At 42.8% G+C, this 25,837-nt stretch carries 29 protein-coding genes, 3 pseudogenes and 1 riboswitch; of the genes and pseudogenes, 10 read left to right on the forward strand and 22 right to left on the reverse strand.

The annotated features are described in order from the left end of the window. Positions 1 to 220: 220 nt before the first annotated feature. The 8 genes from QYF49_RS14750 to QYF49_RS14785 form a co-directional block, all read right to left on the reverse strand. Positions 221 to 1,204, reverse strand: coding sequence for a cation diffusion facilitator family transporter (locus QYF49_RS14750; protein ID WP_290400317.1), 984 nt, complete (start codon positions 1,202 to 1,204; stop codon positions 221 to 223). A gap of 224 nt (positions 1,205 to 1,428) precedes the next feature. Further along, complete coding sequence (locus tag QYF49_RS14755) at positions 1,429 to 2,565, reverse strand: MGDG synthase family glycosyltransferase (RefSeq protein ID WP_290400318.1); 1,137 nt, start codon at positions 2,563 to 2,565, stop codon at positions 1,429 to 1,431. Between the two features lie 160 nt (positions 2,566 to 2,725). Further along, positions 2,726 to 3,574 carry a hypothetical protein gene (locus tag QYF49_RS14760; RefSeq protein WP_290400319.1) on the reverse strand — a complete coding sequence of 283 codons (849 nt, stop codon included), beginning with the start codon at positions 3,572 to 3,574 and terminating at the stop codon, positions 2,726 to 2,728. An 11-nt stretch (positions 3,575 to 3,585) separates the two neighbouring features. Next, entirely contained in the window at positions 3,586 to 4,089 is a 504-nt protein-coding gene (locus tag QYF49_RS14765) for an anti-sigma factor family protein (protein ID WP_290400320.1), read from the reverse strand. Further along, positions 4,082 to 4,627 (reverse strand): RNA polymerase sigma factor, encoded by a 546-nt coding sequence (locus QYF49_RS14770; RefSeq protein WP_290400321.1) that lies wholly within the window; start codon positions 4,625 to 4,627, stop codon positions 4,082 to 4,084. The genes QYF49_RS14765 and QYF49_RS14770 overlap by 8 nt, the downstream gene beginning before the upstream one ends. 210 nt (positions 4,628 to 4,837) lie before the next feature. Further along, positions 4,838 to 5,641 carry a DUF2935 domain-containing protein gene (locus tag QYF49_RS14775; protein ID WP_290400322.1) on the reverse strand — a complete coding sequence of 268 codons (804 nt, stop codon included), beginning with the start codon at positions 5,639 to 5,641 and terminating at the stop codon, positions 4,838 to 4,840. 80 nt (positions 5,642 to 5,721) lie between these two features. After that, positions 5,722 to 7,080, reverse strand: a complete 1,359-nt coding sequence (locus QYF49_RS14780; protein WP_290400323.1) for an amino acid permease — start codon at positions 7,078 to 7,080, stop codon at positions 5,722 to 5,724. Between the two features lie 21 nt (positions 7,081 to 7,101). Continuing rightward, a complete protein-coding gene (locus tag QYF49_RS14785) occupies positions 7,102 to 7,473 on the reverse strand; it encodes a hypothetical protein (protein WP_290400324.1) in 372 nt (123 codons plus the stop codon). Positions 7,474 to 7,759: 286 nt separating this feature from the next. On the opposite strand from QYF49_RS14785, the gene QYF49_RS14790 reads away from it, so the two are divergent. Beyond that, entirely contained in the window at positions 7,760 to 8,581 is an 822-nt protein-coding gene (locus tag QYF49_RS14790) for an MBL fold metallo-hydrolase (protein ID WP_290400325.1), read from the forward strand. A gap of 81 nt (positions 8,582 to 8,662) precedes the next feature. On the opposite strand, the gene QYF49_RS14795 is transcribed toward QYF49_RS14790, so the two are convergent. The 5 genes from QYF49_RS14795 to QYF49_RS14815 form a co-directional block, all read right to left on the reverse strand. After that, the gene (locus tag QYF49_RS14795) at positions 8,663 to 9,298 is read right to left on the reverse strand and encodes an FMN-dependent NADH-azoreductase (RefSeq protein WP_290400326.1); all 636 of its coding nucleotides are present in this window, start codon (positions 9,296 to 9,298) and stop codon (positions 8,663 to 8,665) included. A gap of 84 nt (positions 9,299 to 9,382) precedes the next feature. Next, positions 9,383 to 10,357 carry a ring-cleaving dioxygenase gene (locus tag QYF49_RS14800; RefSeq protein WP_290400327.1) on the reverse strand — a complete coding sequence of 325 codons (975 nt, stop codon included), beginning with the start codon at positions 10,355 to 10,357 and terminating at the stop codon, positions 9,383 to 9,385. Positions 10,358 to 10,473: 116 nt separating this feature from the next. Next, on the reverse strand, positions 10,474 to 11,328 hold the full coding sequence (locus tag QYF49_RS14805) for an STAS domain-containing protein (protein ID WP_290400328.1): 855 nt from the start codon (positions 11,326 to 11,328) through the stop codon (positions 10,474 to 10,476). Between the two features lie 43 nt (positions 11,329 to 11,371). Continuing rightward, on the reverse strand, positions 11,372 to 11,854 hold the full coding sequence (locus tag QYF49_RS14810; RefSeq protein ID WP_290400329.1) for a hypothetical protein: 483 nt from the start codon (positions 11,852 to 11,854) through the stop codon (positions 11,372 to 11,374). A gap of 123 nt (positions 11,855 to 11,977) precedes the next feature. Continuing rightward, complete coding sequence (locus tag QYF49_RS14815) at positions 11,978 to 12,211, reverse strand: hypothetical protein (RefSeq protein ID WP_290400330.1); 234 nt, start codon at positions 12,209 to 12,211, stop codon at positions 11,978 to 11,980. Between the two features lie 315 nt (positions 12,212 to 12,526). On the opposite strand from QYF49_RS14815, the pseudogene QYF49_RS14820 reads away from it, so the two are divergent. After that, a pseudogene (locus QYF49_RS14820) lies at positions 12,527 to 12,661 on the forward strand (M4 family metallopeptidase); the annotation flags it as partial. A 123-nt stretch (positions 12,662 to 12,784) separates the two neighbouring features. Then, entirely contained in the window at positions 12,785 to 13,420 is a 636-nt protein-coding gene (locus tag QYF49_RS14825) for a flavodoxin family protein (RefSeq protein ID WP_290400331.1), read from the forward strand. A 41-nt stretch (positions 13,421 to 13,461) separates the two neighbouring features. Here QYF49_RS14825 and QYF49_RS14830 read toward each other — a convergent pair whose 3' ends face one another. Continuing rightward, entirely contained in the window at positions 13,462 to 13,896 is a 435-nt protein-coding gene (locus tag QYF49_RS14830; RefSeq protein WP_290400332.1) for a MerR family transcriptional regulator, read from the reverse strand. Between the two features lie 188 nt (positions 13,897 to 14,084). Between QYF49_RS14830 and QYF49_RS14835 the strand changes: the two genes are divergently transcribed. After that, a complete protein-coding gene (locus tag QYF49_RS14835; RefSeq protein ID WP_290400333.1) occupies positions 14,085 to 15,275 on the forward strand; it encodes an MFS transporter in 1,191 nt (396 codons plus the stop codon). Positions 15,276 to 15,295: 20 nt separating this feature from the next. Beyond that, a pseudogene (locus QYF49_RS14840) lies at positions 15,296 to 15,714 on the forward strand (universal stress protein). A gap of 78 nt (positions 15,715 to 15,792) precedes the next feature. Here the strand turns inward: QYF49_RS14840 and QYF49_RS14845 are convergent. Continuing rightward, the gene (locus tag QYF49_RS14845; protein ID WP_290400334.1) at positions 15,793 to 15,993 is read right to left on the reverse strand and encodes a hypothetical protein; all 201 of its coding nucleotides are present in this window, start codon (positions 15,991 to 15,993) and stop codon (positions 15,793 to 15,795) included. A 171-nt stretch (positions 15,994 to 16,164) separates the two neighbouring features. On the opposite strand from QYF49_RS14845, the gene QYF49_RS14850 reads away from it, so the two are divergent. From QYF49_RS14850 to QYF49_RS14860, 3 genes are all read left to right on the forward strand, one after another. After that, the gene (locus tag QYF49_RS14850) at positions 16,165 to 17,217 is read left to right on the forward strand and encodes a YhgE/Pip domain-containing protein (RefSeq protein ID WP_290400335.1); all 1,053 of its coding nucleotides are present in this window, start codon (positions 16,165 to 16,167) and stop codon (positions 17,215 to 17,217) included. Continuing rightward, the gene (locus tag QYF49_RS14855) at positions 17,214 to 17,672 is read left to right on the forward strand and encodes a hypothetical protein (protein WP_290400336.1); all 459 of its coding nucleotides are present in this window, start codon (positions 17,214 to 17,216) and stop codon (positions 17,670 to 17,672) included. Before QYF49_RS14850 ends, QYF49_RS14855 begins: the two co-directional genes overlap by 4 nt. A 168-nt stretch (positions 17,673 to 17,840) precedes the next feature. After that, positions 17,841 to 18,200, forward strand: coding sequence for an ABC-2 transporter permease (locus tag QYF49_RS14860; protein ID WP_290400337.1), 360 nt, complete (start codon positions 17,841 to 17,843; stop codon positions 18,198 to 18,200). A 2-nt stretch (positions 18,201 to 18,202) separates the two neighbouring features. Here the strand turns inward: QYF49_RS14860 and QYF49_RS14865 are convergent, their stop codons facing one another. The 5 genes from QYF49_RS14865 to QYF49_RS14885 all read right to left on the reverse strand — a co-directional run bounded on the left by QYF49_RS14865 (position 18,203) and on the right by QYF49_RS14885 (position 21,627). Continuing rightward, positions 18,203 to 18,382: a Fur-regulated basic protein FbpA gene (locus QYF49_RS14865; RefSeq protein ID WP_290400338.1), complete on the reverse strand. Its 180-nt coding sequence runs from the start codon at positions 18,380 to 18,382 to the stop codon at positions 18,203 to 18,205. A 216-nt stretch (positions 18,383 to 18,598) separates the two neighbouring features. Further along, a riboswitch (SAM riboswitch) is annotated at positions 18,599 to 18,703 on the reverse strand. A gap of 69 nt (positions 18,704 to 18,772) precedes the next feature. After that, positions 18,773 to 19,984 (reverse strand): threonine synthase, encoded by a 1,212-nt coding sequence (locus tag QYF49_RS14870; RefSeq protein ID WP_290400339.1) that lies wholly within the window; start codon positions 19,982 to 19,984, stop codon positions 18,773 to 18,775. A 162-nt stretch (positions 19,985 to 20,146) separates the two neighbouring features. Further along, positions 20,147 to 20,653: a DinB family protein gene (locus QYF49_RS14875; RefSeq protein WP_290400340.1), complete on the reverse strand. Its 507-nt coding sequence runs from the start codon at positions 20,651 to 20,653 to the stop codon at positions 20,147 to 20,149. A gap of 34 nt (positions 20,654 to 20,687) precedes the next feature. After that, positions 20,688 to 21,323 (reverse strand): pyridoxamine 5'-phosphate oxidase family protein, encoded by a 636-nt coding sequence (locus QYF49_RS14880; protein WP_290400341.1) that lies wholly within the window; start codon positions 21,321 to 21,323, stop codon positions 20,688 to 20,690. A 154-nt stretch (positions 21,324 to 21,477) separates the two neighbouring features. Then, on the reverse strand, positions 21,478 to 21,627 hold the full coding sequence (locus QYF49_RS14885) for a hypothetical protein (RefSeq protein WP_290400342.1): 150 nt from the start codon (positions 21,625 to 21,627) through the stop codon (positions 21,478 to 21,480). Between the two features lie 227 nt (positions 21,628 to 21,854). On the opposite strand from QYF49_RS14885, the gene QYF49_RS14890 reads away from it, so the two are divergent. Together QYF49_RS14890 and QYF49_RS14895 are read left to right on the forward strand one after the other, a co-directional pair. Continuing rightward, positions 21,855 to 22,769 (forward strand): D-alanyl-D-alanine carboxypeptidase family protein, encoded by a 915-nt coding sequence (locus QYF49_RS14890; protein WP_290400343.1) that lies wholly within the window; start codon positions 21,855 to 21,857, stop codon positions 22,767 to 22,769. 97 nt (positions 22,770 to 22,866) lie between these two features. Further along, positions 22,867 to 23,103 (forward strand): annotated as a pseudogene (locus tag QYF49_RS14895) (winged helix-turn-helix transcriptional regulator). A 54-nt stretch (positions 23,104 to 23,157) separates the two neighbouring features. On the opposite strand, the gene QYF49_RS14900 reads toward QYF49_RS14895, so the two are convergent. Together QYF49_RS14900 and QYF49_RS14905 are read right to left on the reverse strand one after the other, a co-directional pair. After that, positions 23,158 to 23,781, reverse strand: a complete 624-nt coding sequence (locus QYF49_RS14900; RefSeq protein ID WP_290400344.1) for a nitroreductase family protein — start codon at positions 23,779 to 23,781, stop codon at positions 23,158 to 23,160. 173 nt (positions 23,782 to 23,954) lie between these two features. Further along, positions 23,955 to 25,565, reverse strand: a complete 1,611-nt coding sequence (locus QYF49_RS14905; RefSeq protein WP_290400345.1) for an APC family permease — start codon at positions 25,563 to 25,565, stop codon at positions 23,955 to 23,957. Between the last annotated feature and the right edge of the window lie 272 nt (positions 25,566 to 25,837).

Consider the following 25,837-nt stretch of genomic DNA (forward strand, 5'->3'; position numbering starts at 1 on the left):
GCAACAGATGCCGCAATTGCCTCAACTGCCTGGACTGTTCCCCGGGATGCCTGGCGGACAAGAGCAGGGGGGCCAGACCCAGCAAGGCGGACATGGACAGCCAAGCCAGCAGGTATTCTATCCATATTACGGCTATCCAGGAATGTTTTGATTTATCTAACGACACAAAAACAAAGGATGGACGTCACCATAAAGTTAGGTGGCATCCATCCTTTTATGCTTATTTTTCAGTTTCAGCCTTGTTTTTGCGGTGATCCGGCCACTGTTGCACCCCGTCGTCCTCATCGAATTCAATCGTAACGTCCGCTACACCTTTTTCTGATAAGATTTTCTCTTCCAGACGGTCCTTGATGTCGTCTGCCTGGGCAACCGTGAGAGAAGGATCGACTTCCACTTCCAGCTCAACATGAAGATCTTCACCTTCTTTAATCACCGTTACGTCGACGACATCCTTAACATCAGGATCACTCAAAACCAAATCGCCTATTTTGTCTTCCATTTCCTCATCTGCTTCCCCAAGGGCTCCTGCTGCGTTATCAAGAAATACCTTTCCGACAACAAAGAACATCATGAGCCCAATGAGAATGGAGGCGATGCCTTCTGCCTGATGAAACGTGGTGTAATGGGAAATGATGATGGCGATGATGGCGAGCAGTCCGCCGGCGGTCGCGACCATGTCTTCCATAAAAACAAGCTTTGTAGCAGGTTTTGCTTTTGGCAAATACCCAAAACTTTTAACAAGTACAGCAGCACCGCTCGATGTATCCCCCGCTTCGTGCATGATTTCTTTCATGGCTTTAAATAGTACAAAACCTTCGAGGATCACGGCTGCGCCCAGTACGACCAGATTAATGACAAATCCCGTGGATTCGGCCGGATGAAGAATATGGGTGAAGCCTTCTTTAATCGTTTCAAACGACATGATTCCTACAATAAGTACGGCACCCAGCAGAACAAGGTTCACCAGCCTGCCAAATCCGTTTGGAAAACGTCCGGTTGCTCCTCTTTTGCTTAACGCTGATCCGATAAAAACGAAGAATTGGTTGGCTGCGTCACCAAGACTGTGCATGGTCTCTGCGAACATAGCGACGTTCCCCGTCATAAAATACGCGCCGCCTTTGATGATCGCAATGATCGTGTTTACGATCGCCGCTAAAAAAGCGGACTTGTTTCCGGTTTTTAATAGTTTAAATAACTGCCCCATTTCGTCCTCACTCTCAATCTTTTTTATCTGTTATGTATAAGTTCACCTTCATTCTTCCCGGTTAGAATGCTTGTTACACCTTATATTCCCCATCATACCAATGAAACCTGAAAATCCTCCTCCCTTACCATTTTATAGATGAACGAGCGGTAAGGAAAGAGGATTTATTAGTGTACGAATGGGTTATGCTCCTGTCCTGGTGTTTTTTAGAAGGATCCCCCTCATCAAGCATGCTGGGTGAAAGACAGCGAAGGTTCCATTAAGGACTGAATAAATTTAGTCATCTGATCAGGCGAGAGCATTTCCCTCCCTTTTTCATACGCTTTTTTAGCTGCGTGCCACTTTATCAGTTCAGGTTTATTGCCCAGCACTTTTTGCAGCTGCTCTTCAATCGATAGAGATCTTTCAAGCCGAAACACCAAATTCTTTTTTTCCAAATATTGAAGATTGATCTCTTCCTGTCCAGGAAGTACGGCATGAACGAAGATCGGCAGGTTTTTCTGAAGCGCTTCACTGACTGTGATCCCCCCTGGCTTCGTTACGACAGCATCCACACGGTCGTACCATTCGTTCATCTCTTTTCTGGAAGAGATATAGGGAAGAGGGAGAATATGATCCGAATCTAGCTGCTTGATTTTTTCATACAGCTTGCGGTTGTTCCCGCATAACACAAAATAATCAAAGGCACCGGCGAGTCTGGAAGCAGTTATGAATTCATAAATATCTCCTAATCCACTGCTCCCGCCAGATATCAAAATTTTCCTGCGGCCGTTGTCTTTTTTACGCTGGGTTGTTTTTATAAACTGCTCATGCACTGGTATGCCTGATACGATAATGCTTTCTTGGCTAATATGATGTTCTGTCATTAATTTTAATTTCATATCCCGGTTAGGAACGAAATGATAATCAATTTCTCCCTTGCCCCATACGTCGTTGATGAAAAAGTCCGTGTACACGTTCATGACTGGAACTACGCACTTGCCTTTCCGCTTCAGAGCACTCACAAGATACGATGGAATGCTGTGTGTACAAATGATCACGTCCGGCTGTTCATCCTCCAGAAGCTTTTCCATTTTTTTCAGAAACAAGATTTCATAGCCTTTGAAAGAATGAACCTTTCGCATCGTGGAATAGGTACAATTTTTATAAACGAGATCATAGGTTCCGGGCATCAGCTTAATCCACTTGAGATAAGTTCCTGTCACCATCTTTTCAAGTGAGACGTTCATATAGCTTAGTAAATCTACTTTCTTTAAAACCATATCTTTTTTTCTGATCTTCAACATATCGATCAAAGTCTCGGCAGCCTGATGATGTCCCGAAGGCATTTGCAAAAACGGTAAAAATAATATTTTCTTCATTCTTTATCACCTGTTTTTATAATAATGAATTAGGAATAAAAGTCCTTACATCAGTAAAAGACGAGAAAGATCTGAAAAAGTTCATTTAAAATAAAAAATCCTTAATCTTCATTAAGAGTTGAGTTCCCAATGAGGTTAAGGATTAAGTTCTTAACGTCAGTTAAAACCTCCCGTTATATTTTTTTCGCCGCAATCTGCTGAACAGCCATTGGATAGACATTCCTAGGGAAAAACAATAGAGAATAAAAAAGACGAGACCGCCGATGACAGGAAAATTGAAAACCGATACGATCAGAAAAGCACCGGTTAAATAGACGATCCATGAAGGTTTATGGTTCAGGCCGGCTATCCTGCTTGCCGTCTCTTTGCTTAACAATGCCATCCCGGCTATGAACGAGATCAGAGGAACCAAGAGAAGAATAATGGAAATGGGGATTCCGACGACGGTAATTCCCAGTAACAGGCTTAGAATAAGAATCGCCAAGGTTGTAATGGCCCCCGACAAAACAAAACGAGCCGCTTTTCCTTTCGTCATTTCTTCGTAGTTCTTAAACCTCTTATTTAAAGCAAGGCCCGCGAAAGTCGTTAACAGAACGAGAACGATGCTTCCCAGGAACCGCAAAAGCCAGCCGCTGATCAGTACCATTCCCCCAAGAAAAAGGCTGTTCTGAGATGGGCTGTTCAGATTAATGGACAGAATATTCTGCGTCACGCTGGAACCGGGCTCCTGTTTAACACGTCCGCCAACGACAAGAACGAGCTCTCTTACGTTGGCATTCGGTTTTATTTCTACATCGCCATTAATAACGATAACTGCAGTTTTTACTTTCCCTTTAATAATCGCATCATGTCCGAATACAATGACATTTTCGACACTTTGTTTAACGGGAACGACCACTTCTCTTGATTTCATAATGTTCCTTTGTGCAGCAAAAGCAGTTGGACTTGCCAATGACAAACTGGTGAAGAACAAGATGATCAGTGATAATACCAATGCGAGCTTTTTCATTTCCGATCTCCCTACCCTGAAGTTTTTGTGCTTAATAATCTCCGTACGGACCATCCTGAAGCGGCTAAAATAATCAGAGTAAGCACCAGGATCACTTCAAGCAGGTTAGGAAGCCCTCCTGCAACGGCAAACACAGAATGGACCAGACTATATGAAATGGAAGTTAAAGTCATTCCCACCTGAATGCTTTTTAACAGGACAGGTGTCAAGGTCCATAGGATATTGATGATCAATAAAGCACTCAATCCTGCAGCAGCAATCCATTTCCAGCAGAGAAGCCGTCCAGGTGAGCTTTCCCCTTGTATCTGCTCTAGAACCGCCTGTTCAATCTGCCATTCTTCCGGCACTGGAACCTCATACGCGGTGTATAATTGTTCTTTTAACTCGATCAGTTCTTGCACTTCATCCCTGCATTCATCGCAGATCCTGCAATGCACCTCAATCTTTAAGCGTTCGTCCCTGCTTAATTCATCATCCACATAGGCAGAAAGAAGCTCTTTTATTTCGTCATGCATCCCGATCCCCCCTCGTGAGTTCTCTCCTTAATTCTGTTCTTGCCACATTTATTCTGGATTTAACAGTTCCCTCCGGTATTTCCAAAATCTCTGCAATCTCCTGATACGAGAATCCTTGAATATCCCGTAAAACGACCACTGTCCGATGTTCTGGCGAAAGCTTTTTCATCGCATACTGAAGATTCATTCTCAGATGAGCGTTTTCAACCTCAGAACGATTGCTGGCCAGTTCCTCCGTTTTTGCCGGATCTGCATGAAGAACCGGCGTTTTTTCAGCCCTTTTTATCCGGTCATAACAAAGATTCGTTACGATCCTCGTTAACCAAGAGGCAAAGGCGTACTCCTGTTTTAATTGATCAAGCGAAAAATATGCTTTTACAAAAGCTTCCTGAGTTATATCTTCCGCTTCCATTTGATCATGGACCATCGCAAAGGCATGCCGGTAAACTTTCCTCTTATATTTCTGAACGATTTTTGTAAAGGAATCCTGATCTCCCTTTTTCGCGTCTGTGATTAGATGCTGTAGTTCGTGGTCCACACTTTATTCACCCGCTTCTAGACAAACTTCCCCAACGAATTGTCTTCAAATTAAATGACGTTAAAAAAGAAAATAAGTTCATTTTTAATTTTAAAATTTATGTACTGTATATTTTTTGTCTGCCAAAAACGATTCATCCTTATAAAATGAAAAGTGGAATCTAAAAAGCCCCACTAAGCTTTTACTTAGCAGAGGCTTACTTACGGTTTTTCACTCATCCACCCGTGGTTTAGTGGGGTCGCAAACTGGCTGGGGCATCTTTGCAGCTTGGGCAACCTTGGTCAGATAATAGCACTCCTCCCTTGCCATGTGATCTGCCATCAAAGCTGAAAAAGTACCGAGGACTTCGTTTGAAAGCTCCATTTCTTCTATTTCCTTAAGAAATCTCCGAAACAGTTCAATTTCTATCCTCACCTCTTGGTTCATACGATTTAAAGCCGGGAATTCTTTCAGGTTCGTACGCAGATAGCCAGCAAGTTCAACGGCTTTAATATAAAACTGTTCAAAGTGGACACTATATTCCCTGCTTCTTGCCTTTAATTCTTTTTCCACAGCATCAAGGGTGTCTGAAATTGCGCCTGCATGCCCTGAAGCATCCGGCAGCCAGACCATGTGGTAATGAAGTTCATGGTATAAGGGCGGCATTTGTTCGGATTTCAGGAAGTTAAGAATTCCAATATACTCTTCTACCTCATTTACCATATGATTAATAAAGGTTGGTGAGAGATGGATGGCAATCTTGCCATCCATCTGCCTCTTTAGAATATGGAGCTTGAATTCTCTAATAGATGACGCCATTTCCGCCGCATTGGCCGTAAGTATTTTGAGATCTGTGTTTCCTTTTGACTGCTCAAGCAGCTGGTCAAAAGCCTTCTTGTATTGTCTGGCCGTTTCCACTTCTTTACTTTCTTTTGGAGCTAAAGAATCCATTAAAAAGCGGGCATGATCACCCAGTATCTGAAGCCAAAATCCATGCTCAAACCTTGCGCTGTCTTCCCATGTCTGCCTGTCCATTTCATCCCCCCTTTATTCTCTACATTAAACATATCGAGAGAAAAGAAAGGTTATGACAAACTGTCCCAATAAAAAGTTCTTTACTGGTTATGCTTCAGCCTTTTCCACACTTTCCGCATGATTAAGGCTGCGGCACCAATGATGACTACGAGGAGCAGGCTCACATATAAACCGGGCCGGATGGTCTTTTCAGCCAGTGTTCCACTGATACTCACCAGGAGAAGCACGATTCCTAAATAGGAGAATACTTTGCCCCACACCTTTTGCTGAAGAACCTTTAAGGACGAAAAAATAATGAACAGCCAGTTATAAAGGAGCAATATCCCTGCAGCCGTTGTAATATATTCATAAATCTTTCCCGGCAGCAGCAAAGCAGTGATGATCGATGCAAGCAGACCAGCCGCTCCGAGCCCCAAGGATGCCAAGGGCAGGTCCTTCAGTTTTTTCACTTTTTTGCTGAATAAATGAGGCGCATCCCCATCTTCAGACATCGTGCATAAAAGATTTGTTACTCCAAACAGCGAAGCCGTCATCGTTGAAAATCCTGCAATGATAATGGCACCATTAAAAACATGGGGAAAAAAAGGAAGATGATAATCACTTAAGGCGGTAACAAAAGGACTTTCTTTATCATCAAATCCATGCTGAAAAACCATCGTTACGGCAAGACCCATGGATAACACATAGATCCCGGTCAGCAGAATCATCATCGCTTTCCCTGCTTTTGGGCCATCCTCTTTCTTTTTCAGCTGCATAGCCATTAAACCGATCACTTCGATTCCTCCAAATGCATAGAACGCGTATATGAGTGAGGACCAAAACCCTCTGAATCCATCGTGAAAGAGCGCCTGCGAACTGTCCGGAAGCCCCGGCTTCTTCACATCGCCGTCAATCCATCCAAACAGGGTTGCTGCCGCTATAATAATAAACATTAAGATTGCCGCTACCTTTACGATCGCGAGAATATCCTCCATTTTGTCGAATCCTTTTGTCCCTGTGAGCACAACAGCGATTGCCAATACGGCATAACCTGCAGCAAACACCCATAACGGCACATTGTGAAACCAAAAGCGGGAAAGGATGGAAAGTGCGGTCAACTGGCTCCCCATCACAAGAATATTGGATATCCAATAGTTCCATCCGCAGCTGAATCCAGCCCAGCGCCCAAACGCTTTTTTTGCATACGCGCAAAAAGACCCTTTTTGCGGATCTTCTGCTGTCATTTGTGCGAGAACATTAAAGACAATATAGGTACCGATTGCTGCAAGGATAAAAGAGATAACAATCGAAGGTCCCGTCATCATAATGCCAATGGAAGACCCTAAGAAATAACCTGTACCGATCGTGCAGCCCACTCCCATTAAAGAGAGCTGCCACCATTTTAAGTCACCGCTTTTGCTTTTTTTGCCGGCAGAAGAATTGCAGCTTGTTTCACTCATCACATCACCCCTGGTCTATTACTATTGTTTGTAGGACCAGGGTGTATCTATACTAAAATACATAAAAAGGAGAGGGTTATCCATCCCTGGCTTCTCCCGTCCAGGTTTGATGGTTTTCAGCTGATTTCCATCATTAACCATGTTGCAGCTGAAAACAAAGGCAGGCTGTATACTAGCCAAAATGGAGTCAGACATTTCCTGTGGCAGACTGGCAAACGGCAGATCAGGAACAATGGCATCAGCATATGGGATATCGTTTATCCTCATATAATGATTCAAATTCTCAGCCGAACCATTTATAGTATGGAGATTCTTCTCACCCTTGTATTTTTCTGCTAATCGCTTATAAAATTCCTGATTATATTCTATAATCAGAATTGTAGTTTTCGGCATCGCTTTTTCAAGTATTCTGTCCGTAAAAACCCCTGTTCCCGGTCAAGTTCAATAATATAGGTTGCCGAATACAAATCAATATCTTTGATTATTTTAGCTGCCAGGAATTTACAACTGGGCAAAATAGCCCCGGCTGTTCATGGCTTTCCGATGTAATGGAGAAATAAAAGATAGGTACACTTCTACACACTCCGCTAGTTTGACTTTTTACTATAACCATAGCGCTCAAACCTTAAGATGCGTATGCAAAAATGATTAAGATTTATTAAGATTAGGAGTTGATCGTATGAAAAGGTTTATTTGCAGCACATGCGGTGTTCAGTACCCGCAATCTGAGCAGCCTCCTTCCGAATGCATGATCTGCAGCGAAGAGAGACAATATGTGAACCCTGCCGGACAACATTGGACAACACTCGAAGATATGAGGGACGGGGACTATTTCAACAACATTAAGGAAGATGAGCCAAACCTGTACAGCATACATACAGAGCCGGACTTTGCCATCTCTCAGACCGCTTATCTCGTTAAAGGCAAAGGTTTTAACCTATTATGGGATTGCCTGACTTATTTGGACGACGAAACGATTGAAGCGGTTCAACGGCTTGGTGGTATCGATGCGATTGCCCTTTCCCATCCCCATTATTATTCTACTATGGTGGAATGGGCAGAAGCGTTCAATGCACCGATCTACATTCATGAAGACGATAAAAAATGGGTCACCCGTCCAAGCAATTGGATTCGATTTTGGACCGGAGAACGGATGGAGGTTAGCGAGGGATTGACTCTGCATCGATTGGGCGGTCATTTTAAAGGGGGTGCTGTCCTGCACTGGGCAGAAGGCAGTAATCGAAAAGGTGTCCTCTTAACTGGAGATGTCATTCAGGTGGCGGCTGACCGCAGCTGGGTCAGCTTTATGTACAGTTATCCTAACCTCATCCCTTTGCCGGCTTCCATTGTCAGCCGGATCGCCGAGGATGTTAAAGATCTTCCATTTCATCGTTTGTACAATGCGTTTCACAGAGTCGTACAGGAAAAAGCATCCGAGTCGGTCCAAAAATCAGCAGAACGTTATATTCAAGCTTTAAAAGGAGAACTTTTTAATACATAAGATAAGCAGGAAGAGGAAAGCTTTTTCCTCGTATAAAATTCTACACGCGAAGGCAGCATCTGTGCCTTCGCGTTTTTTTTACTAAAAACTAAGTGCAAGTTCTTTCGCTCTTGCAACGGCATTTTGTTTAATTTCTTCCGCGCGGTCAGGGAACTGGTTGTGGCCTTCAACAAAAAAACCTTCAAAAGATGGAATACCAAAGAAATTCATGATGACTCCGATATAACGATGCCCCATCTCCAAATCTTTTGCCGGACCCTCTGAGTAAATCCCTCCGCGAGCTTGGATATGCAGAGCTTTCTTGTTCGTCAGCAGTCCTACAGGGCCTTGTTCTGTGTATTTAAAGGTCTTCCCGGCAGTACAGATGGAATCAATATAAGCTTTCATGACGGGAGGAAATGAAAAGTTCCATAACGGCGTTACAAAAATATACTTGTCCGCAGCCACGAATTGGTCGGTCAGTTCGGAAAGCCTTCGAACTTTGGATTGCTCATTCTCAGACAGCTGATCAAACGTTGATCCCGTTCTTAACTTCCCCCATCCGCTGAAAACATCAGCGTCAATCTGAGGGATATTTTCCTTGTACAAATCCAAGTGAATGACTTCATCTGTTGGATTAGCATTTCTATAGGATTCAATAAACGCCTTTCCTGCAGTCATACTGTAGGATTGTGTTTCATCATGAGGGTGTGCAGTAATATAAAGGACTGTTGCCATAAGTAGTTATACCTTCCTTTGCAGAATGTTTTTTCTTAGTTAATATGATGCAAAGGAATGAAACCCATACGCCTTTCATGAAGTTTAGGACAATTTGGTATCCAAAGGTTGGAGTTTAGCTTCAATCTCGTGGCGCTTCGGTTCGAGAAAAGGAGGCAACGCCAGTGATTCACCAAGATGTTCAAGGTGTTCATCCGTGGCGAACCCCGGACCATCCGTGGCTAATTCAAACAAAATGCCATTGAGTTCCCGAAAGTACAACGACTTGAAGTAGTACCGGTCTACAAAGCCGGAATTCGGAATTCGTGCTCCCTGTATGTTATTAATCCATTGCCTTAGTTCCTCTTCATCATTCACTCGGAATGCCACATGGTGAACACCTCCTCTTCCCAGCCGTTCGGGAGGCAGGTCCTTTCGCTCTTCTATATGAAGTTCTGCCCCCGTTCCGCCCTCTCCCGTCTCATATACAAGGATGTCTGGCTGATCGGAAAAAGGAGAAGCATAAGCTCCTTTTTTTCTGAACCCTAAAACTTCGGTAATGACTTCCTCTGTTAATTCCTTTGTACGAACTGTAAGCATGACCGGTCCGAGTCCAATGATCCCGACGTCTTGTGGAACCACACTATTTATCCATGGTGTACCGCCAGCGACGCCATTATTTGTTTCGTCTGAAACAAGGCGCAATCTCTGCCCTTCATGATCTTTAAATGCTAATGACAGCCGGCCGAATCGTTCAGACACTTCCTCGTGTTCCACATTTTTCTCTTCGAACCGTGCTTTCCAGTATTGCAGTGCTTCATCGCTCCTGACACGAAGAGATATTTCTGAAATGCTGTTAACGCCATCGTGATTCCTTCCTGCTCTTGGAATTTCGAAAAACGTCAACTCAGTGCCTGCGTTCCCTTTTTCATCACCATAGAACAGATGATATACAGATGTGTCATCCTGATTGACCGTTTTCTTGATCAGACGCATTCCGAGGACTTTCGTATAAAAATCATAGTTTTTACCTGCTAATGCCGTAATGGCCGACACGTGGTGAATTCCTTTCAGATCCATAATTCCTCCTTGATATTCTTTGTTGTAACTCTTCCTTTTATTTAGTATCATACCCTTTTGTCCTGGAAACTCAAATAAAAAGGCAGCATTACAAATCGTAAGCTGCCTGCCAAACATTAGTTGTTATTTTGTTTCCGCGCGGTATTAAAGTCCATTGCCTGAGCTAATGTAGAAGTGATGGAAACCCTGTCAAAGGATAGGCCGAGCTGAACTGCGGTTGCAGCGATTTCCGGACGAATACCTGAAAGGGTAGTCTTCACCCCAACGAGATCAAGCGCATCGATCAGCTGGAAGATTTCATGAGCCACCATCGTATCAATCATCACCACACCCGATAAATCAATAAAAAGGCGGCCAATTCCTTTTTGTACGCACTGATTGAGCGTATTCTCCAGAATAAACTTAGCACGTGCCGTGTCAATATCACCCACAAGCGGCAGTAAAGCCATATCATTATTTAGTGAGATGACGGGTGAACTCAATTCATTCAACAGTTCTTGCTGGGCATTCAGCCGGTGGGTGGAATATTTATGGGTTTCCTCAATGAATTGCAGCATGACACTGTCAAAAGCCTTAACCATCAGCCGATTCCATTTTTCGATCTGTGACGGTTTGATCTCTTCTGGATTATTCGACACAAACTCACTGATGTAGTTAAGATACTGCTCCCGTACCCTCATGAATTCTTTAATAATGTAATGAATGGGTGTTTTCAAATGTTCACTGTCTTTTGCAATTTTAATAATCCACTTATCAAATTCGTTAAAGAAAGCTCCTTCGTCCTTTACAAGCACGTCGCATAAATGGATATGAAATTCATAATTTTGTTCTTTCAGCGTCTTTATTACTTCGGGATCGTTGGATCTGTATACACCAGTCGAGTTCGATTTATCAAGCGAATCATACCATTCCTCGGTCAAATTTCTGGCTTTATTCAGAAGAAATTGATGTAATTCTTGATTTTTGTCCATCTATAAACTCCTCGATTACATTAAGTACAGAGCCATTGCTGGCTTATATTTTTTGAAAGCCTTCTTCCACTAAATAGTCATGTGCTTCTTTATACGATTCAAACGCAGCTTCTAAATTTAAGCCTGCATAAATATTCCATAGTTCATCCTCATGAACGAGAAGAAGCTTTTCGTGGTCTGCTCCTCCAATCCAGTTTTCTTTTTCTGGTTCTGAAGGAAAGGACCCCGCTTCAGAATCACCTTTATCTTCCAATAAATAGTCCATCGCTTTCTGTATGATGTTAATCAGCTCATCGCCTGAATACTCCCGGATGTTGACCATGCCTTTTTCATTCTTCTCGCCTCTTGGCAGATAGCCCGCATAAACAAATCCATTACCGTTTGGATGCAGATGCTGGACCACGATCTTTTTGTCGCGGTTGCTCTCCTCAAGGTGGTAATTGATGCGGCCTAGTGAAATATCTTTCCTTGTTAATTGAGGGAAATTTTCTTCAATAATATTTATTTTTTCTGAAAATGTAAGCATTGTCAGCCTCTTTCTTTTCTACTAATTTTCCTGTGATTATACCATACCTTATAGTACAAAAGTAGAGATACCCTTTAACCATAGGAATGAGTAAACAAAAGAAAAACACCGCAATCGCGGTGTTCATTTATGTCTTTTCAACTCTGAGGTGATAGCGTCCATGGCCGACTCGATCTTAGCGTATAACTCTATCTCATGGTTGTCGGGATATTTTATTTTAAAAACATTGTCGGATTTACTGTAGCTTATGGAGATCAGCGGGACACTATTTTGGCTTAACGTATGGGTCACTTCTGATTCAACATATTGCTTTGTTTTTAGATCAAGCAGCATGTCCTGAATTTTTGATGGATTCATCAACATCAATCCCCTTTCCATTATGAGAGGGAGCTAGTAAAAGGTGAATAGCCTCAAATAATTTTTTATTAATTCTTAAAATTATAACATTTTTCAGGTTTACATCACACCCCAAACGGGAATTGTAATGGTTTTGAAATACAATTTTCTCGCTTTTTTATTTTTAGACACAAAATTATACTCCTTTTTTTCTGTCTTTACACTTGGGAAAACAAGTATAAACTTCAATCTGAAATTCACGGTAACCTGCTCTGTTTTTCCTGATATCAATGAACCCGTGCTGTGCTATCATAAAACCAAGGGCGAGCACTTACTCGCTATATGACCCCGACAACAAACTTCAGCGGAGCACGTGCTGCATTATTAAGCGCAACTGCAGACCTGTATGGCAGCACTGGCTCGGAATACACAGCAGTAAAAACAGCGTGGACGAATGTTGGAGTGAACTGATAAAACATAAAAAGCCCGGCGGTTTCTGTGATCCAGAAGCCGTCGAGGCTTTTTTACGTTTTCAGATGGATCAAAAGGGTACAGTTTCAAATAAGAATGCACAGAAGGAGAGTAGATCAAAACATGTCCATTCAAGCACTGATCATTAACTGTACACTCAACAAAAGCAATCGGACGTCTAATACGAGAGCGCTCATTGATGAATCGGTTAAAATTTTTGATAGAGAAGAAATTGTAACAGAGGTTGTTACCCTTGCAGACTATAAGATTGAATACGGAGTAACTGGAGATGCTATCAGCAATAAGGATGAATGGCCGATTATATTTGAAAAAATAAAGAAATCCGACATTTTAATCATTGGTTCCCCGATCTGGCTCGGTCAGCAGAGCAGCCTGACGACTGTTCTTATAGAGAGGCTTTATGGCGCGAGCATCGATACGAACGACAAAGGACAGTATATCTTCTACAACAAAGTCGGCGGTGTCGTTGTAACAGGGAACGAAGACGGTGCAAAGCAAGTAAGCCGGTCAGTGGTGTATGCATTATCTCATATCGGTTTTACTGTTCCTCCAAATGTCGATACGTATTGGGTAGGAGAAGCCGGACCAGGCCCATCTTATATCGATGCCAAAGGGTATGAAAACGAATTTACATTGCAGCACGCCCAAATGATGTCATACAACCTGATTCATTTTGCAAAAATGCTCAAGGAGCATCCAATCCCAGCAGAGGGAAACGTCATTAAGCAGTACCAGTAATTTTTTTATAGTGTGCAATAAAGCAGGCTTTCTGCCTGCTTTTAACTATTTTCCTGTTCAAATCGGATCAGAGCGGCTTTTGCCCGGTCCCTAAGATTCATCAAATCTTCCTCTACCTTTATAATGTTTTTCTTTTTTTGTTCTAACAGCTTTAACTGCTCCTCTACCGTCATATACACTTTCTCCAGCTTTTCTTTTTGCTGGTTCGTTCCTTTGAACTGTCTGTAATCGTGTCTTTGAGCTTCCAAGGTGTCACTGAGTGTAATAAATTCCTGGAGCTCTGATAGGGAAAAGCCCATCACTTCTTTTGCATTGGTGATCTTCTTTAAGAACTCCACATGTTCCTTTGAATAAAGCCTTATTCCACCCTCACTTCGAGGAGGCGAAGAAAGCAGGCCGATTTGTTCATAATAACGGATGGTGCGCTTCGTTAACCCGCTCTGTTTCGCTACTTCATCTATTTTAAGCCCATTCATTGTTCTTGCTCCTTTGCCATTTAAAGTACAAATACAGATAAATCACTCTTTATAAAAATACCACAAAAAGAAATAAAAAAGGAAATGTTTACGTTGACGTCAAGGTTAGCTTGTATTATAATTTTTTGGGTAGAACAGTGCGTTACTTTATTTTTTTATTCTATTTTCCAGAAAAAGGGGTTTTAGGTATGAAACAAGAAGCTTTGAGTATCCAGGAACAGCCAGGCAAACAGCCGCTTGTGATCTGGGTCATCTTCTTTGCCACCATTATTTCATTTATGGGATTAGGTCTTGTCGATCCTATCCTGCCTGCTATTGCTCATCAGCTTAACGCTACTCCGAGCCAGGTTTCATTATTATTTTCCAGCTACAATTTAATTACCGGTGTTGCAATGCTCATTTCCGGTGTGGTCTCCAGCCGTGTAGGCATCAAGTGGACCTTGTTGTCCGGTATCTTATTCATTATTGTTTTTTCTGCATTGGCAGGTTCTTCGAACGAAATTTCACAAATCGTTGGTTTCCGAGGCGGATGGGGTTTAGGAAATTCATTGTTCATCGCTACCGCATTATCTGCCATCGTTGGCTTGTCCATCGGAGGAACTGCAAAAGCTATTATCTTATATGAGGCAGCCATTGGATTAGGGATATCTGTTGGACCTTTACTTGGCGGTGAGCTTGGATCCATTTCATGGCGTGGCCCTTTTTATGGAGTCAGCGTATTGATGGTCATCGCATTCTTTGCCTTGTTGCTGAAAATGCCTCATGTTCCGAAACCGAAAGCTAAGAGTTCTGTACTCGATCCGATCAGAGCCTTGAAATATCCTGGGCTTCTTCGACTCGGTCTCACCGCTTTCCTTTACAATATTGGTTTCTTTACGCTTATGGCCTATTCGCCATTTGTGATGGATTTAGACGAACACGGCCTTGGCTACGTCTTTCTCGGATGGGGTCTTTGTTTAGCCATCACTTCCGTATTTGTTGCACCAAAAATTCAAGCAAGATTCGGCACAGTAAAATCGATGTGTGCAATGCTCATCTTTTTCGCACTGACCCTTCTCGCTATGGGAATTTGGACGGAATCAAGTACAGTAGTTATTGTTGCGGTTATCGTTGCCGGCCTTTTCCTTGGCACGAATAATACGTTGATCACAACTGCAGTCATGCAGGTAGCCCCTGTTGAGCGTGCGACCGCATCAGCCGCATACAGCTTTGTTCGTTTCATCGGTGGTGCTATTGGACCATGGCTTGCGAATAAGCTGGCTGAAACCTATTCTTCGCATGTTCCGTTTGTAACCGGGGCAATCTTTGTTTTATTCGCCATGCTTGTTGTTGCTTTGGGCCGTAAACACCTTATCCATGTCGACTCCATCTCTCATTAAAGGAAAGGAAGGTCACCACAATGTACAATAAAATCTTAATTGCATTTGATGGTTCCGCTCCTTCTGTTCACGCGCTTCAGCACGGTGTGGAACTTGCACAACATATGGACGCTGAAATTGTATCGATTCTGCATGTAAACAAAAACGTTCCATTACAGGAACCTCCCCTTAATATTGATGTGGATGAATTACTCGAAGAAGAGTACAAGGAACTGCTGCAGCCTGCCGTTCATTATCTCTCTGAATCAGGCATTCCTTTTGAAACTCATGCCGTTAGCGGGGAGCCTTCTCAAATCATCACTTCAACGCAAAAGAACACCATTACGATGCCATCGTTATGGGAAACACAGGGAAAGGCATTATAAAAGAAGCATTCCTAGGAAGTGTCAGTCATCAGGTTGCCCATACCGCAGAATGCCCAGTGATCATCATAAAATAAAAAAGACCGGTTCCCCAAAGAAGGGAACCGGTCTTTTTTTGTAAGAATCCAGAACTCTGAAGACCCAGCTCGCATCAATTACGCTGTCCAGCCCGGCTGATAAAGATATTTTACGTTTCCCCCGCCTCCCGGGACGATGAATCCGCGGAACGATTTCTTGTCCTCTTGCTTAACGAGGACTTCACGAAAAACAAAAAATTCTTCTTTTATAACGATGTATTCACTAAGATCTCCACTACGGAGATCAGAAAGAATTTGAGCAGCCATCTGTTTGTTCAATCTCATAATCCTCCATTACATAAGATTCCTATATTAGTACACCATATCCTCGCAGGTTGTGTCCAATGCTTTCTCACATGAAAAGCGCCTTTACATAAACTTCTGTTTCAAACAAAGACTATGCAAAAACGTTTGATTGCTATCATAAATTCATTGCTTAGAAAAGGATATATGGATGATGAAAAATATGTTTCAGGTATACCGTTTGGATTGGAAGGACATATTGACTATCCCCACTGCAGCCCTGCTGATCTTTGGGTTAATTGTGCTGCCTTCTGTTTATGCCTGGGTAAATATCAAGGCCATGTGGGATCCTTACGAAATACGTCAGGCATAAAAATTGCCATCGTAAATGAGGATACAGGTGCTATGCTGCAGGACCAGCCCATCAATTTAGGCAGGCAAGTCGTTAAAAATTTAAGGCACAACGATAAATTAGGCTGGACATTCGTAGATAATAAAACGGCCCGTGATGGGGTCCTCAACGGAAAATATTACGCCAGCCTTTACATACCTCCCGACTTTTCGCGTAAGATTTCAAGCATTGCGAGCGAAGACCCTGAGAAGCCTGAAATCATATATACAGTCAATGAAAAAATCAACGCGGTCTCCCCTAAAATTACACAGTCAGGAGTCTCAACCATCATCAATCAAGTTAGCGACAACTTTACGAAGAGCGTAGGAAACACCATATTTAAAAAATTTAACGAAGCTGGAATTACACTTGAAAAAGAATTGCCAAACATACTCAGCTTTGAACAAAAGATATTCTTTCTTGAAAAGGAGTTTTCCAAGTTCAATCAAATGGGAGAACAGCTTATCTTTCTTGACCAAAAGATGAATGAATTAGATAAACGAGCAAAAATGAAGAAAAAACTTCAAATGAGCATCCCGACAATCGAAAGGCTTGGTGATGTTATCCTGCAAACGGAAGAAAAACTTCCGCAAATGAAGCGCGTGTTAGATCAACTCGCTCTTCTTCAGGACAATTTGGCAAAATTGGAGTCTGCAGATGATATAGCAGCAAATCTCGAACAATCACTTATTGATCTTAAGTCTGCAATAGATGAAGCCATTGCAATGGGCAATGCTGCAAATAAAACCAATCCAGAGGTATCTTTTGAGCCTGCCGAACTGCAAGCGATGAAAAGGCACCTGCAGGATCTCGAGAATATGATTGCCAAAACAAAGGGATTCTTACAGAACGAACTGCATCCTATTTGAATCCCCTGCACAATCTGTTTTCAACTGCCCAGCCTGACTGGCCGGCACTCGTACAGAACATTAAACACGCAGCGGAGTTTATACGAAACGATTGGCCAGCAGCTAAGCATGACCTCCAAAAAACAGCTGTATTACTGGATACACAGCTGCCAAAGCTTGAACGATCGGTCCACCGGGCAGCACTGTTTGCAAAAAAAGATCTGCCTGCCATGGAGAGATCGATCACCCGTACCGCTGACAAAATCAGAGATTTTGAACGGAACAACAATCTTATAGATATCATTAAAGCCTTAAAAAACGATGCTCAAAAGGAAAGTGATTTTCTGGCATCTCCGATCACCTTGAAGGAGAAGAAGATTTTTCCGATTCCCAATTACGGCTCAGCGATGACACCTTTTTATACCTTGCTGGCACTGTGGGTAGGAGGCATGCTGCTCATCTCTTCCTCAGAGTAGGTGAAGTACCTAGTGAAGGCAAAGTTTCCCCGCTTTCTTTTTATTTTGGAAGGCTTCTTACCTTTGCCTCGATCGGCATGCTTCAGGGCCTTGTTGTATCCTGGGTGATCTGTATATTATACATGCTTACATTGTCGATAAGATTTGGTTTGTTTTGTTTACCATTTTATGAGCGTCGTCTTTGTCATTCTCACTTATACACTTGTATCCATCTTTGGAAATGTCGGAAAAGGCCTCTCGGTTATTTTTCTCGTTCTGCAGTTTTCAAGTTCAGGCGGGACATTTCCTGTGACAATGACCTCTTCCTTCTTTCAAAAACTTAATCCGTATATGCCCTTTACTTATGGAGTCAGTTTATTGCGTGAAGCAACCGGGGGGATTATTAAAGAGGTTGTACTTTCTCATCTATACCATCTGCTGCTTTTCCCCGTTATTTTTCTTTCAGCTGCCCTGCTGCTGCGAAGACCGATGCACAGATTTCAGAATAAAAGAGGAACAGGCTCGAATAAAGCAAGAATTCTCCAATAATATTATTTAACCCGTGGCAGGAAATTCTTCCCGCCCGCTGCCTTTTCATACTCCTCTTCCAGGTCGGTAAGTGTCAGCTGAAATAAGTGACGCTCATCTTTCTTATAAACGTCCATGGTGATCAGTTGATGAATCAGCTGATTCCTTTTCGTTTCCACAGCTTTCTTTAATTGATTTACCATAAAAATCCCTCCTCTTTGTTAAAGCATTGACTAACAAGAGCTGGTAACAAAAAAATAAACACCGCCATTTTCATGACGAAGTGCCATTGGTTGACCAATCAGCAAACCCTTATATTTCATAGTGAATTAGTCGGTTTTATAAACAAATAAAAACCTCTTCTTGCGGAAGCAAATACGCACAAGAAGAGGTTGAATCGCCATCATTAAATCACACTCTTCTTATCATTCAAGCCGATTGCTTGTGGAATTGGCACAGTGCTCATAAAGAGCCCGCTGCCGAGGCTTCAAAGGGCCAGATCCCTCCACCTCTCTAAATAAGAAATATAAGGTAATTTTTATTCTGTTGTTTATCATTATATGTGTTTCCATTCTAAAGTCAAGACTAAACATTCACTCTTTTGGCATAACTTCTCCAGGCTGCAGGACTGGTGGTTGAACAGTGACCGAATCCGGGTACTTGATCCCTTGTCCTGTATTTAGGCAAATCACCTTTTCATCTGCCTTGATCCAGCCTTTTTCCCTCAGTGTTTTTGCTGCTGCAAAAACTGCTGCCCCCTCTGGACAAATAAAACTTCCTTCGAGTTCTGCGATTTGGCGCTGTGCCTGACTGATCTCCTCTTCAGAAACAGCAACAGCACATCCCTCCGTTTCATAAATCGCTTCAAGGACGAGAAAATCTCCAATTGCTTTCGGGACATTGATTCCAAATGCAGCTGTCTTGGAATTTTCCCAGAACTCCGATTCATTCTTGTTTTCTTCCCAAGCTTTTACGATCGGCGCGCATCCCTCTGCCTGAACAGCGACTAGACGTGGCAATTGCGCTCCTTTAAAGAGGCCCAGTTCCCTGAACTCCTTTAATGCCTTATAGATCCCGATCAGCCCGACTCCTCCACCAGTCGGATACAAAATAACATCTGGTGGATGGCTTTCTGTCTGCTCAAGAATTTCATAGCCCATCGTTTTCTTACCCTCTACCCGGTAAGGCTCTTTTAACGTCGATGCATCATAGTAGTCTTCTTCTTTCACTAGTGAAGCAACAATCTTACCTGCATCACTGATCAGGCCATCTACAAGAATAAGCTCTGCACCGGAAATCGCAACTTCTTTTCTCGTGATTGCAGGAGCATCCAACGGCATGACTATGAACGGTTTAATGCCTGCTCTTGCTGAATAGAGCGACCAGGCTGCCCCTGCATTTCCATTGGTCGGCATGGCGAGCTGCGTGACACCAAGCTCCTTGGCTTTTGAAACGCCTACCGCTGATCCTCTTGCTTTAAAGGATCCGGTAGGTATCATTCCCTCATCCTTCATGAACAGGTTGGCAATCCCGAGCTTTTTACCAAGAACCGGCATTGGCAATAGAGGTGTCATTCCCTCTCCGAGTGTCACCACATGGTCAGGATCAGTAACCGGGAGAAGTTTATGGTACCTCCAAAGGTCATTCCTTTCTTTATCGATGATTTCATTATCCTTTTTCAGCTCATCTAAGCAATAGTTTACTAGAAGAGGTGAACCGCACTCGCACAATTGATTAAGCTCATGATGCGCATAAATATTTGCGCATTTTGGACATTCCAGATGGCTGATGTAGCTGAATGACATAACATACCTCCATTATTCCTTACCGGAAAAGAACCGCAAAAAGCACCGTGGTGCATAAGGAAGAACGTGCACCGCGGTGCCTTCAGTTTTCTGATCAGCAACCTTTTGATTGTGTATGAGTAAAATTCTAAGACAGCTATTCCGATAAGTCAACTCGGAAATCTACAGCGAGTTCAACTGACGCGAAAGAACCTTTTCCTTAATTTCCTCGATTTGAGCCAAATGTCTTTTTTCGTGGTAACCAACGAAAGGGATCCATTGCTTCAATGACATCGGGCCGAATACCGGGTGCGGAAAGGACTTTTGTTCTAAAGCGTCTGTATTGGCACTGTTCTCAACCTTTTTCAGCTCTTTACGGGATTCTTCCAGCTTTTCTTTTATTTTTTCAAGTGTCAGGTACCGTTTTGTAGGAACAACAAAAACAGGAGCACCCACTTTCCTGCTTCGGTCCACGGTCAAATCAATTGGTTTTTGTTCAGCAGGCATCGAGATTTTGCTTTTTAAGCGGTTTGAAATGATGATCGCTATGGACCTTTCCATGAGATATAAATGATGCATCGTCTGCATGATCGACCATCTGCCCTTTTCCTCCGGTTCATTTAACTGGTCATCGCTTAACCCGCAAACCGCTTCAAGCAGTTGTCTTCTAATCTCATCGTTTTCATTCATGGCTTATTCCTCCCATCGGTGTCAGGGCACCGTGCTAATAAAGGCGGTCTCTGTACCCTTCCTGCAAGCTCTCTTCTACCTGTTCTGCACTCATATTTGGAATGTTCATATGAGCGGCCATCATTGCAGCTGCAGAAGGCAGTGATTCTTGCGGCATCCATGATTCCGGACTCCAGAGCCCGGATCGGATAAACGCTTTGGCACAATGCAAGTAGCATTCCTCCGCCTTCACCAGAATCCCAAACAACGGCAGTTTTCCATTGACAGCATTTAACTCCAAGAGCACCTTGTCACGGCAGAGTATCGCGGTTCCGTTCACTCTCAGCGTTTCACCGAGGCCGGGAATCATAAATAACAGACCAACCCGTGGGTTTGTTAGAATATTTTGAGCAGAATCCATTCTTTTGTTGCCGGGACGTTCCGGGATAAATAAGTGGTGATCATCCAGCACTGTTACGAATCCTGGGGCGTCTCCCCTTGGTGAAACATCACATCTGCCTTCCGAATCAGATGTCGCCAAAGCTAAAAATGGGGACATTGAAATAAAATCCCGGCAATGCTTGTCAATCTGTGGGATGACTTTGTTCGCAGCCCGTATGCTGGGTTTACCACATAGAGAACGCAGTTTCTCGAACTCTTCTTGTGTGTCGATAATCTCTTCTATTTTCATGCCCTCGCCTCCAATATATGGAATATATATCCATCATACCTCGTGTTTCATTTGAGAACCAGAGCTTAAAGGATGAAAACAAATTAAATAGCCTGAACTCCATTCCTGTGAGTCCAGGCTTTTTAATTCACCATGTGCACAATCTCCTAGAAAATCAGTTTGGATTCAAAAACGTTAATTCATACTCAGGTTTTCGATCTTCATCTGGTTTTTTTAATGTTCCTGCTGCCTGCAATAGCGGCTGCTTCGGAACAGACTGGGTCATTGGCTTTGTAATAGGCTGCTCAATTTGATTCATATCCATTGTGCATCCCTCCTTACCAGTTTTCTAAATATATTCCCGGCATCAACAAGCCTGAAACCTATTTATATAAATTTTTTAATAGTTTATTTTATGAATGTTTAACGTATTTGTTCATTGTACTAAGATATTTTCATATAATGTTCAGTTTCAGCCTTTGTTTCACAGGGAAACTTCAGTTATAATTAGAAGTCGGACTACCAAAGCAATTTTGAAAGGAAGTTTTACATATGAAAACAAAATTTGTTTCAGGAGCTGCGATAGCCTTAAGCCTTGCTCTATTTGCCGGCTGCTCCAATAATGATAAAACCGCTAATGAAAAGCCGTCTCACAAAACGGAAAAACATGAGGCTGACAAAAAGAATAGTGAGACTCAAAAAAATAAGACAGATGAAAACAAAAAGAATGATGATACTAAGAAAAGCAACGGAAATGTAAGCCAGGATCCTGAACCGAAAAAAGATCAGGAGAAGAAAAAGAATGAACCAAGCGAGCCTTCAGCGGATGAAAACAAGAAGCCTGCTCAAAAGAATGACGACAGCGTTTCTGTTGCGGCCCATCCTGAAAGCATACCGGTACTTGTAAACAAACGTTCTAAACTTCCTGAGAACTATAAGCCGTCTGATCTAGTATATCCTGACGTGGCATTTATTTTCAGTGAAAAGATCGAAAAACGAATGATGCGCAAAGCTGCAGCAGACGCACTTGAAGACATGTTTGCTGCCGCTAAAAAAGAAGGGATTAACCTGACCGGAGTGTCCGCATACCGCTCTCATGAGACTCAAACCGCGCTGTTCAATAATTATGCCAAACGCGATGGCTATGAAAAAGCAAGAATGTACAGCGCGCTTCCAGGAACGAGTGAGCATGAAACTGGCCTTGCGATCGATGTTGCCGGAGATGGGGGCAAATGCCCTGCACAGGATTGTTTCGGAGACACACAAGAATCCAAATGGCTTGCTGAACATGTTTCTGATTTTGGGTTTATTATTCGCTATCCTGAAGGAAAAGAATCCATTACAGGATACAAATATGAACCTTGGCACATCCGTTATGTCGGAAAATCTGTCGCACACAAGATCGTGGGCAAGGGAGAAACGTTAGAAGAATACTTTAATGCTGTGCCTGTATCCAACGGAAAGTAACAAAAAGTACCGAGCCAGAAGGGCTTGGTACTTTTTTTATCGATATTTCTTTTTTGATCGTAAGGTTATACTGAAATAAGCGAGGTGAAGCAGCACAATGAATACGTTCAAACTATGTCCCCGATTTGAAAAAGCGATGAATCTCATGAGCCAGCGCTGGACGGGAATGATCATTTATTTGCTTCTTTCCGAACCCCACCGTTTTTGTGCGATTGAATCATCCATCGGTGTGAGCGGCAGAATTCTTGTCTGAGCGTTTAAAGGAACTTGAAAAGGATTGGCCATGGGGCCGATCATGAGAGAAGTGGAACAGTGGTCACAAAACTGGCTTTAAGCCTAAAAAAGCAGCTCTCACCTTGAGAGCTGCTTTTATTGCATGGCAAATGAGTTAAAATTTATTCCATACAATTGCTTCCTGAATGGGGAAGCGGGCAGTTTGATGAGCTGGTTTTGCGGCCTTTCCTACAGAGATCAGCATGACAGGATGATACTTTTCAGGAATGCCAAATTGGTTAACAAGCTCTTCAGCATTAAATCCGCCCATTGCACATGTATCCAAGCCTCTGGCCTTTGCCGCGAGCATAAGCTGCATGGAAGCAAGGGAAGCATTTCGGATGGCCTCATCACGGGCCATCTCCGGACGTGTGGCATATGCATCTTTAATCTGGCTTACTAACGTTGTTTTAATTTCTTCTGTCATAAAGCCGCTATCCACAGCCCCTTGATACACTCTGTCGGCGTTTTGATCAGCTTCCAGATCACCCAATACTGCAATAACTGCTGAAGCCTGTACAACCTGCTCCTGATTGTAGGCAATTGGAAGAAGCTGTTCTTTTGCTTGCTGATCATGAATCACGAGGAACTTCCAATGTTGAAGGTTCCAGGAAGACGGAGCCTTAGCCGCATCCTTAAGAAGTTCTGTAATCTCTTCTGCTGTAAGTTCTGCAGAAGGATCGTATTTTCTTACTGAAGCACGCTCATTTATCACTTCTGTAAAAACTTTCGCTGCCATTGTATACCCTCCATCAATCATCCATATATTGTATTACTTCAAATTAAATTGTGCACAAAACATAGAAACAATAAGTAATATACTTCTTTTTCCCAAGAGTGTCAACTCACTTGATTCTTTGGATAAGAAAGAGCCTCCCTTAGCGGGAGGCTCTTTTTTGCTTCATTCCTATCTTATGTTGAAGCTGGCTGCTCCATACTCTGTTCCTGTTTTTTTAGGTCTTCATCATCGTTATCGATAACCGCTTTTGGAAGACCTGAATGCTTAGCCCAGAAAAAGATCAGCAGAGATCCAATGGCGATGATGATAAGGTCCCATGGATTCTTCAATAGGCCTTGTCCTCCTCCAAAAGAACCGAAATAAGAAATGATCAGCATCATCACATAGTAGCCAACCAGCCACCAGGAGGACTTCAATTGCTGTGCAAGACTGACTTCTTTCTTCGGTACGTATTTCGAGAACACCAGATAGATGATGAACATCAAAAGCTGTGAACCGATTAGCCATGAGATCGTCTTCCAGCCGGACCAATATACAATATAGGTCGCGAATATAAATGACAGAGGAGCAATGATACTCATCCCTTTAAGGGTAAATGGCTTATGGAGATCCTTTGCGTTTAAGCGGAAAGCAGCCGAAGAAATCGGAGCAATCGCATAGGAAAGAATCAATGCCACCGAACATACATTGACGAGCGCGTTCCAAGAAGGAAACGGCAGCGTCCAGAACACGGACAGCACGAAGGACAGCCATAATGAAGGCCGTGGTATACCTGTCTTTTCATGCACTCTTGAAAAAACATTAAACAGCGTGCCGGTCCGGCTCCAAGCATATACTAAACGGGCTGTTGTGTTCATAAAGATATTTCCATTCCCGCCAGGTGAAATGATGGCATCGAGAACAACGATCGTTGCGAGCCAACCTAATCCAAGCGCAACAGCAATATCTTTAAACGGCAGAGCAAACTCCTGCTGAATTTTCCCCCAGCCTTCTCCAAGCATGTCTGTCGGAATAGCTCCGATAAAGAGAATTTGCAGAAGGGAATAGATCAAAGCGGCAAGAACGATGCACACAATGAGGGCGATTGGAATGTTGCGTTGTGGATTTTTCACCTCTCCCGCAACAGAGACAATGGGATGCAGCCCTAGGTAGGCAAACATGACACCACCTGTCGATATAGCGGCTTGAACACCTTGGAAACCGAATGGAGCAAATCCTTCAACCGAGAAGTTTCCGGATTTAAAATGGAAGGCTAACACGGCGATGATGGTGAGCGGGACAAAATACTTAAAAATCGAAATGATAATGTTCGACTTTGTAAATGTTTTAACACTCCAGTAGTTCAATAGGAAAAACAGGCAAAGCAATCCGAATTGTACAAGCCAGCCGGCTATGGTTGGTGAATCGGATCCTGCTTTTGTTAGTCCCGGGAACCAATAAGCAATATACTGTCTGACCGCAGTTACTTCTATTGAAATTAAGCTTGTGTAAGCGACAATAGTGATAAAGGAAATAAGATATCCTACAAGCGGTCCATGAGAATATACCGGATACCTTAAAATTCCGCCTGTACGGGGCAATGCGGCACCAAGTTCAGCATAAACCAGCCCGATAAGCAAGATGATGACTCCTCCAATAATCCAGGAAAAACTTCCAACAGGCCCTGCTTTCGATGCAACGTTGCTTACTGCGAACAGCCACGCTGATCCAAAAATGGCTCCTAGTCCGATGAGTATAAGATCTAATAATGATATCGTTTTTTTAAATGGTCCTTGATCTGACATGAACTTCCTCCTTTAAAACTTCAAAATTCCTTTGTTTCTGCACTCCTTATCCCAATTATTTTTCGACGCGTTTTGACAAAACATACATATAAATATCCGTATTTGCGGTTTACGAAACTTATTTTTAATTTATATGCGTTGCTAACTCATCAATCTTCGAGATGCTTCACAGCCCTGCTGAAAGAATTGTCACCTGTTTAGCATTGCCAAAAATTAAAAACCATCCCTTAAATCGCTGCCCATTAGTTACTTTCGTGCTTTTTCTTTGTTAG

It is taken from the genome of Fictibacillus terranigra, assembly GCF_030412265.1.
GTDB classification, from domain to species: Bacteria; Bacillota; Bacilli; order Bacillales; family Fictibacillaceae; genus Fictibacillus_C; species Fictibacillus_C terrinigri.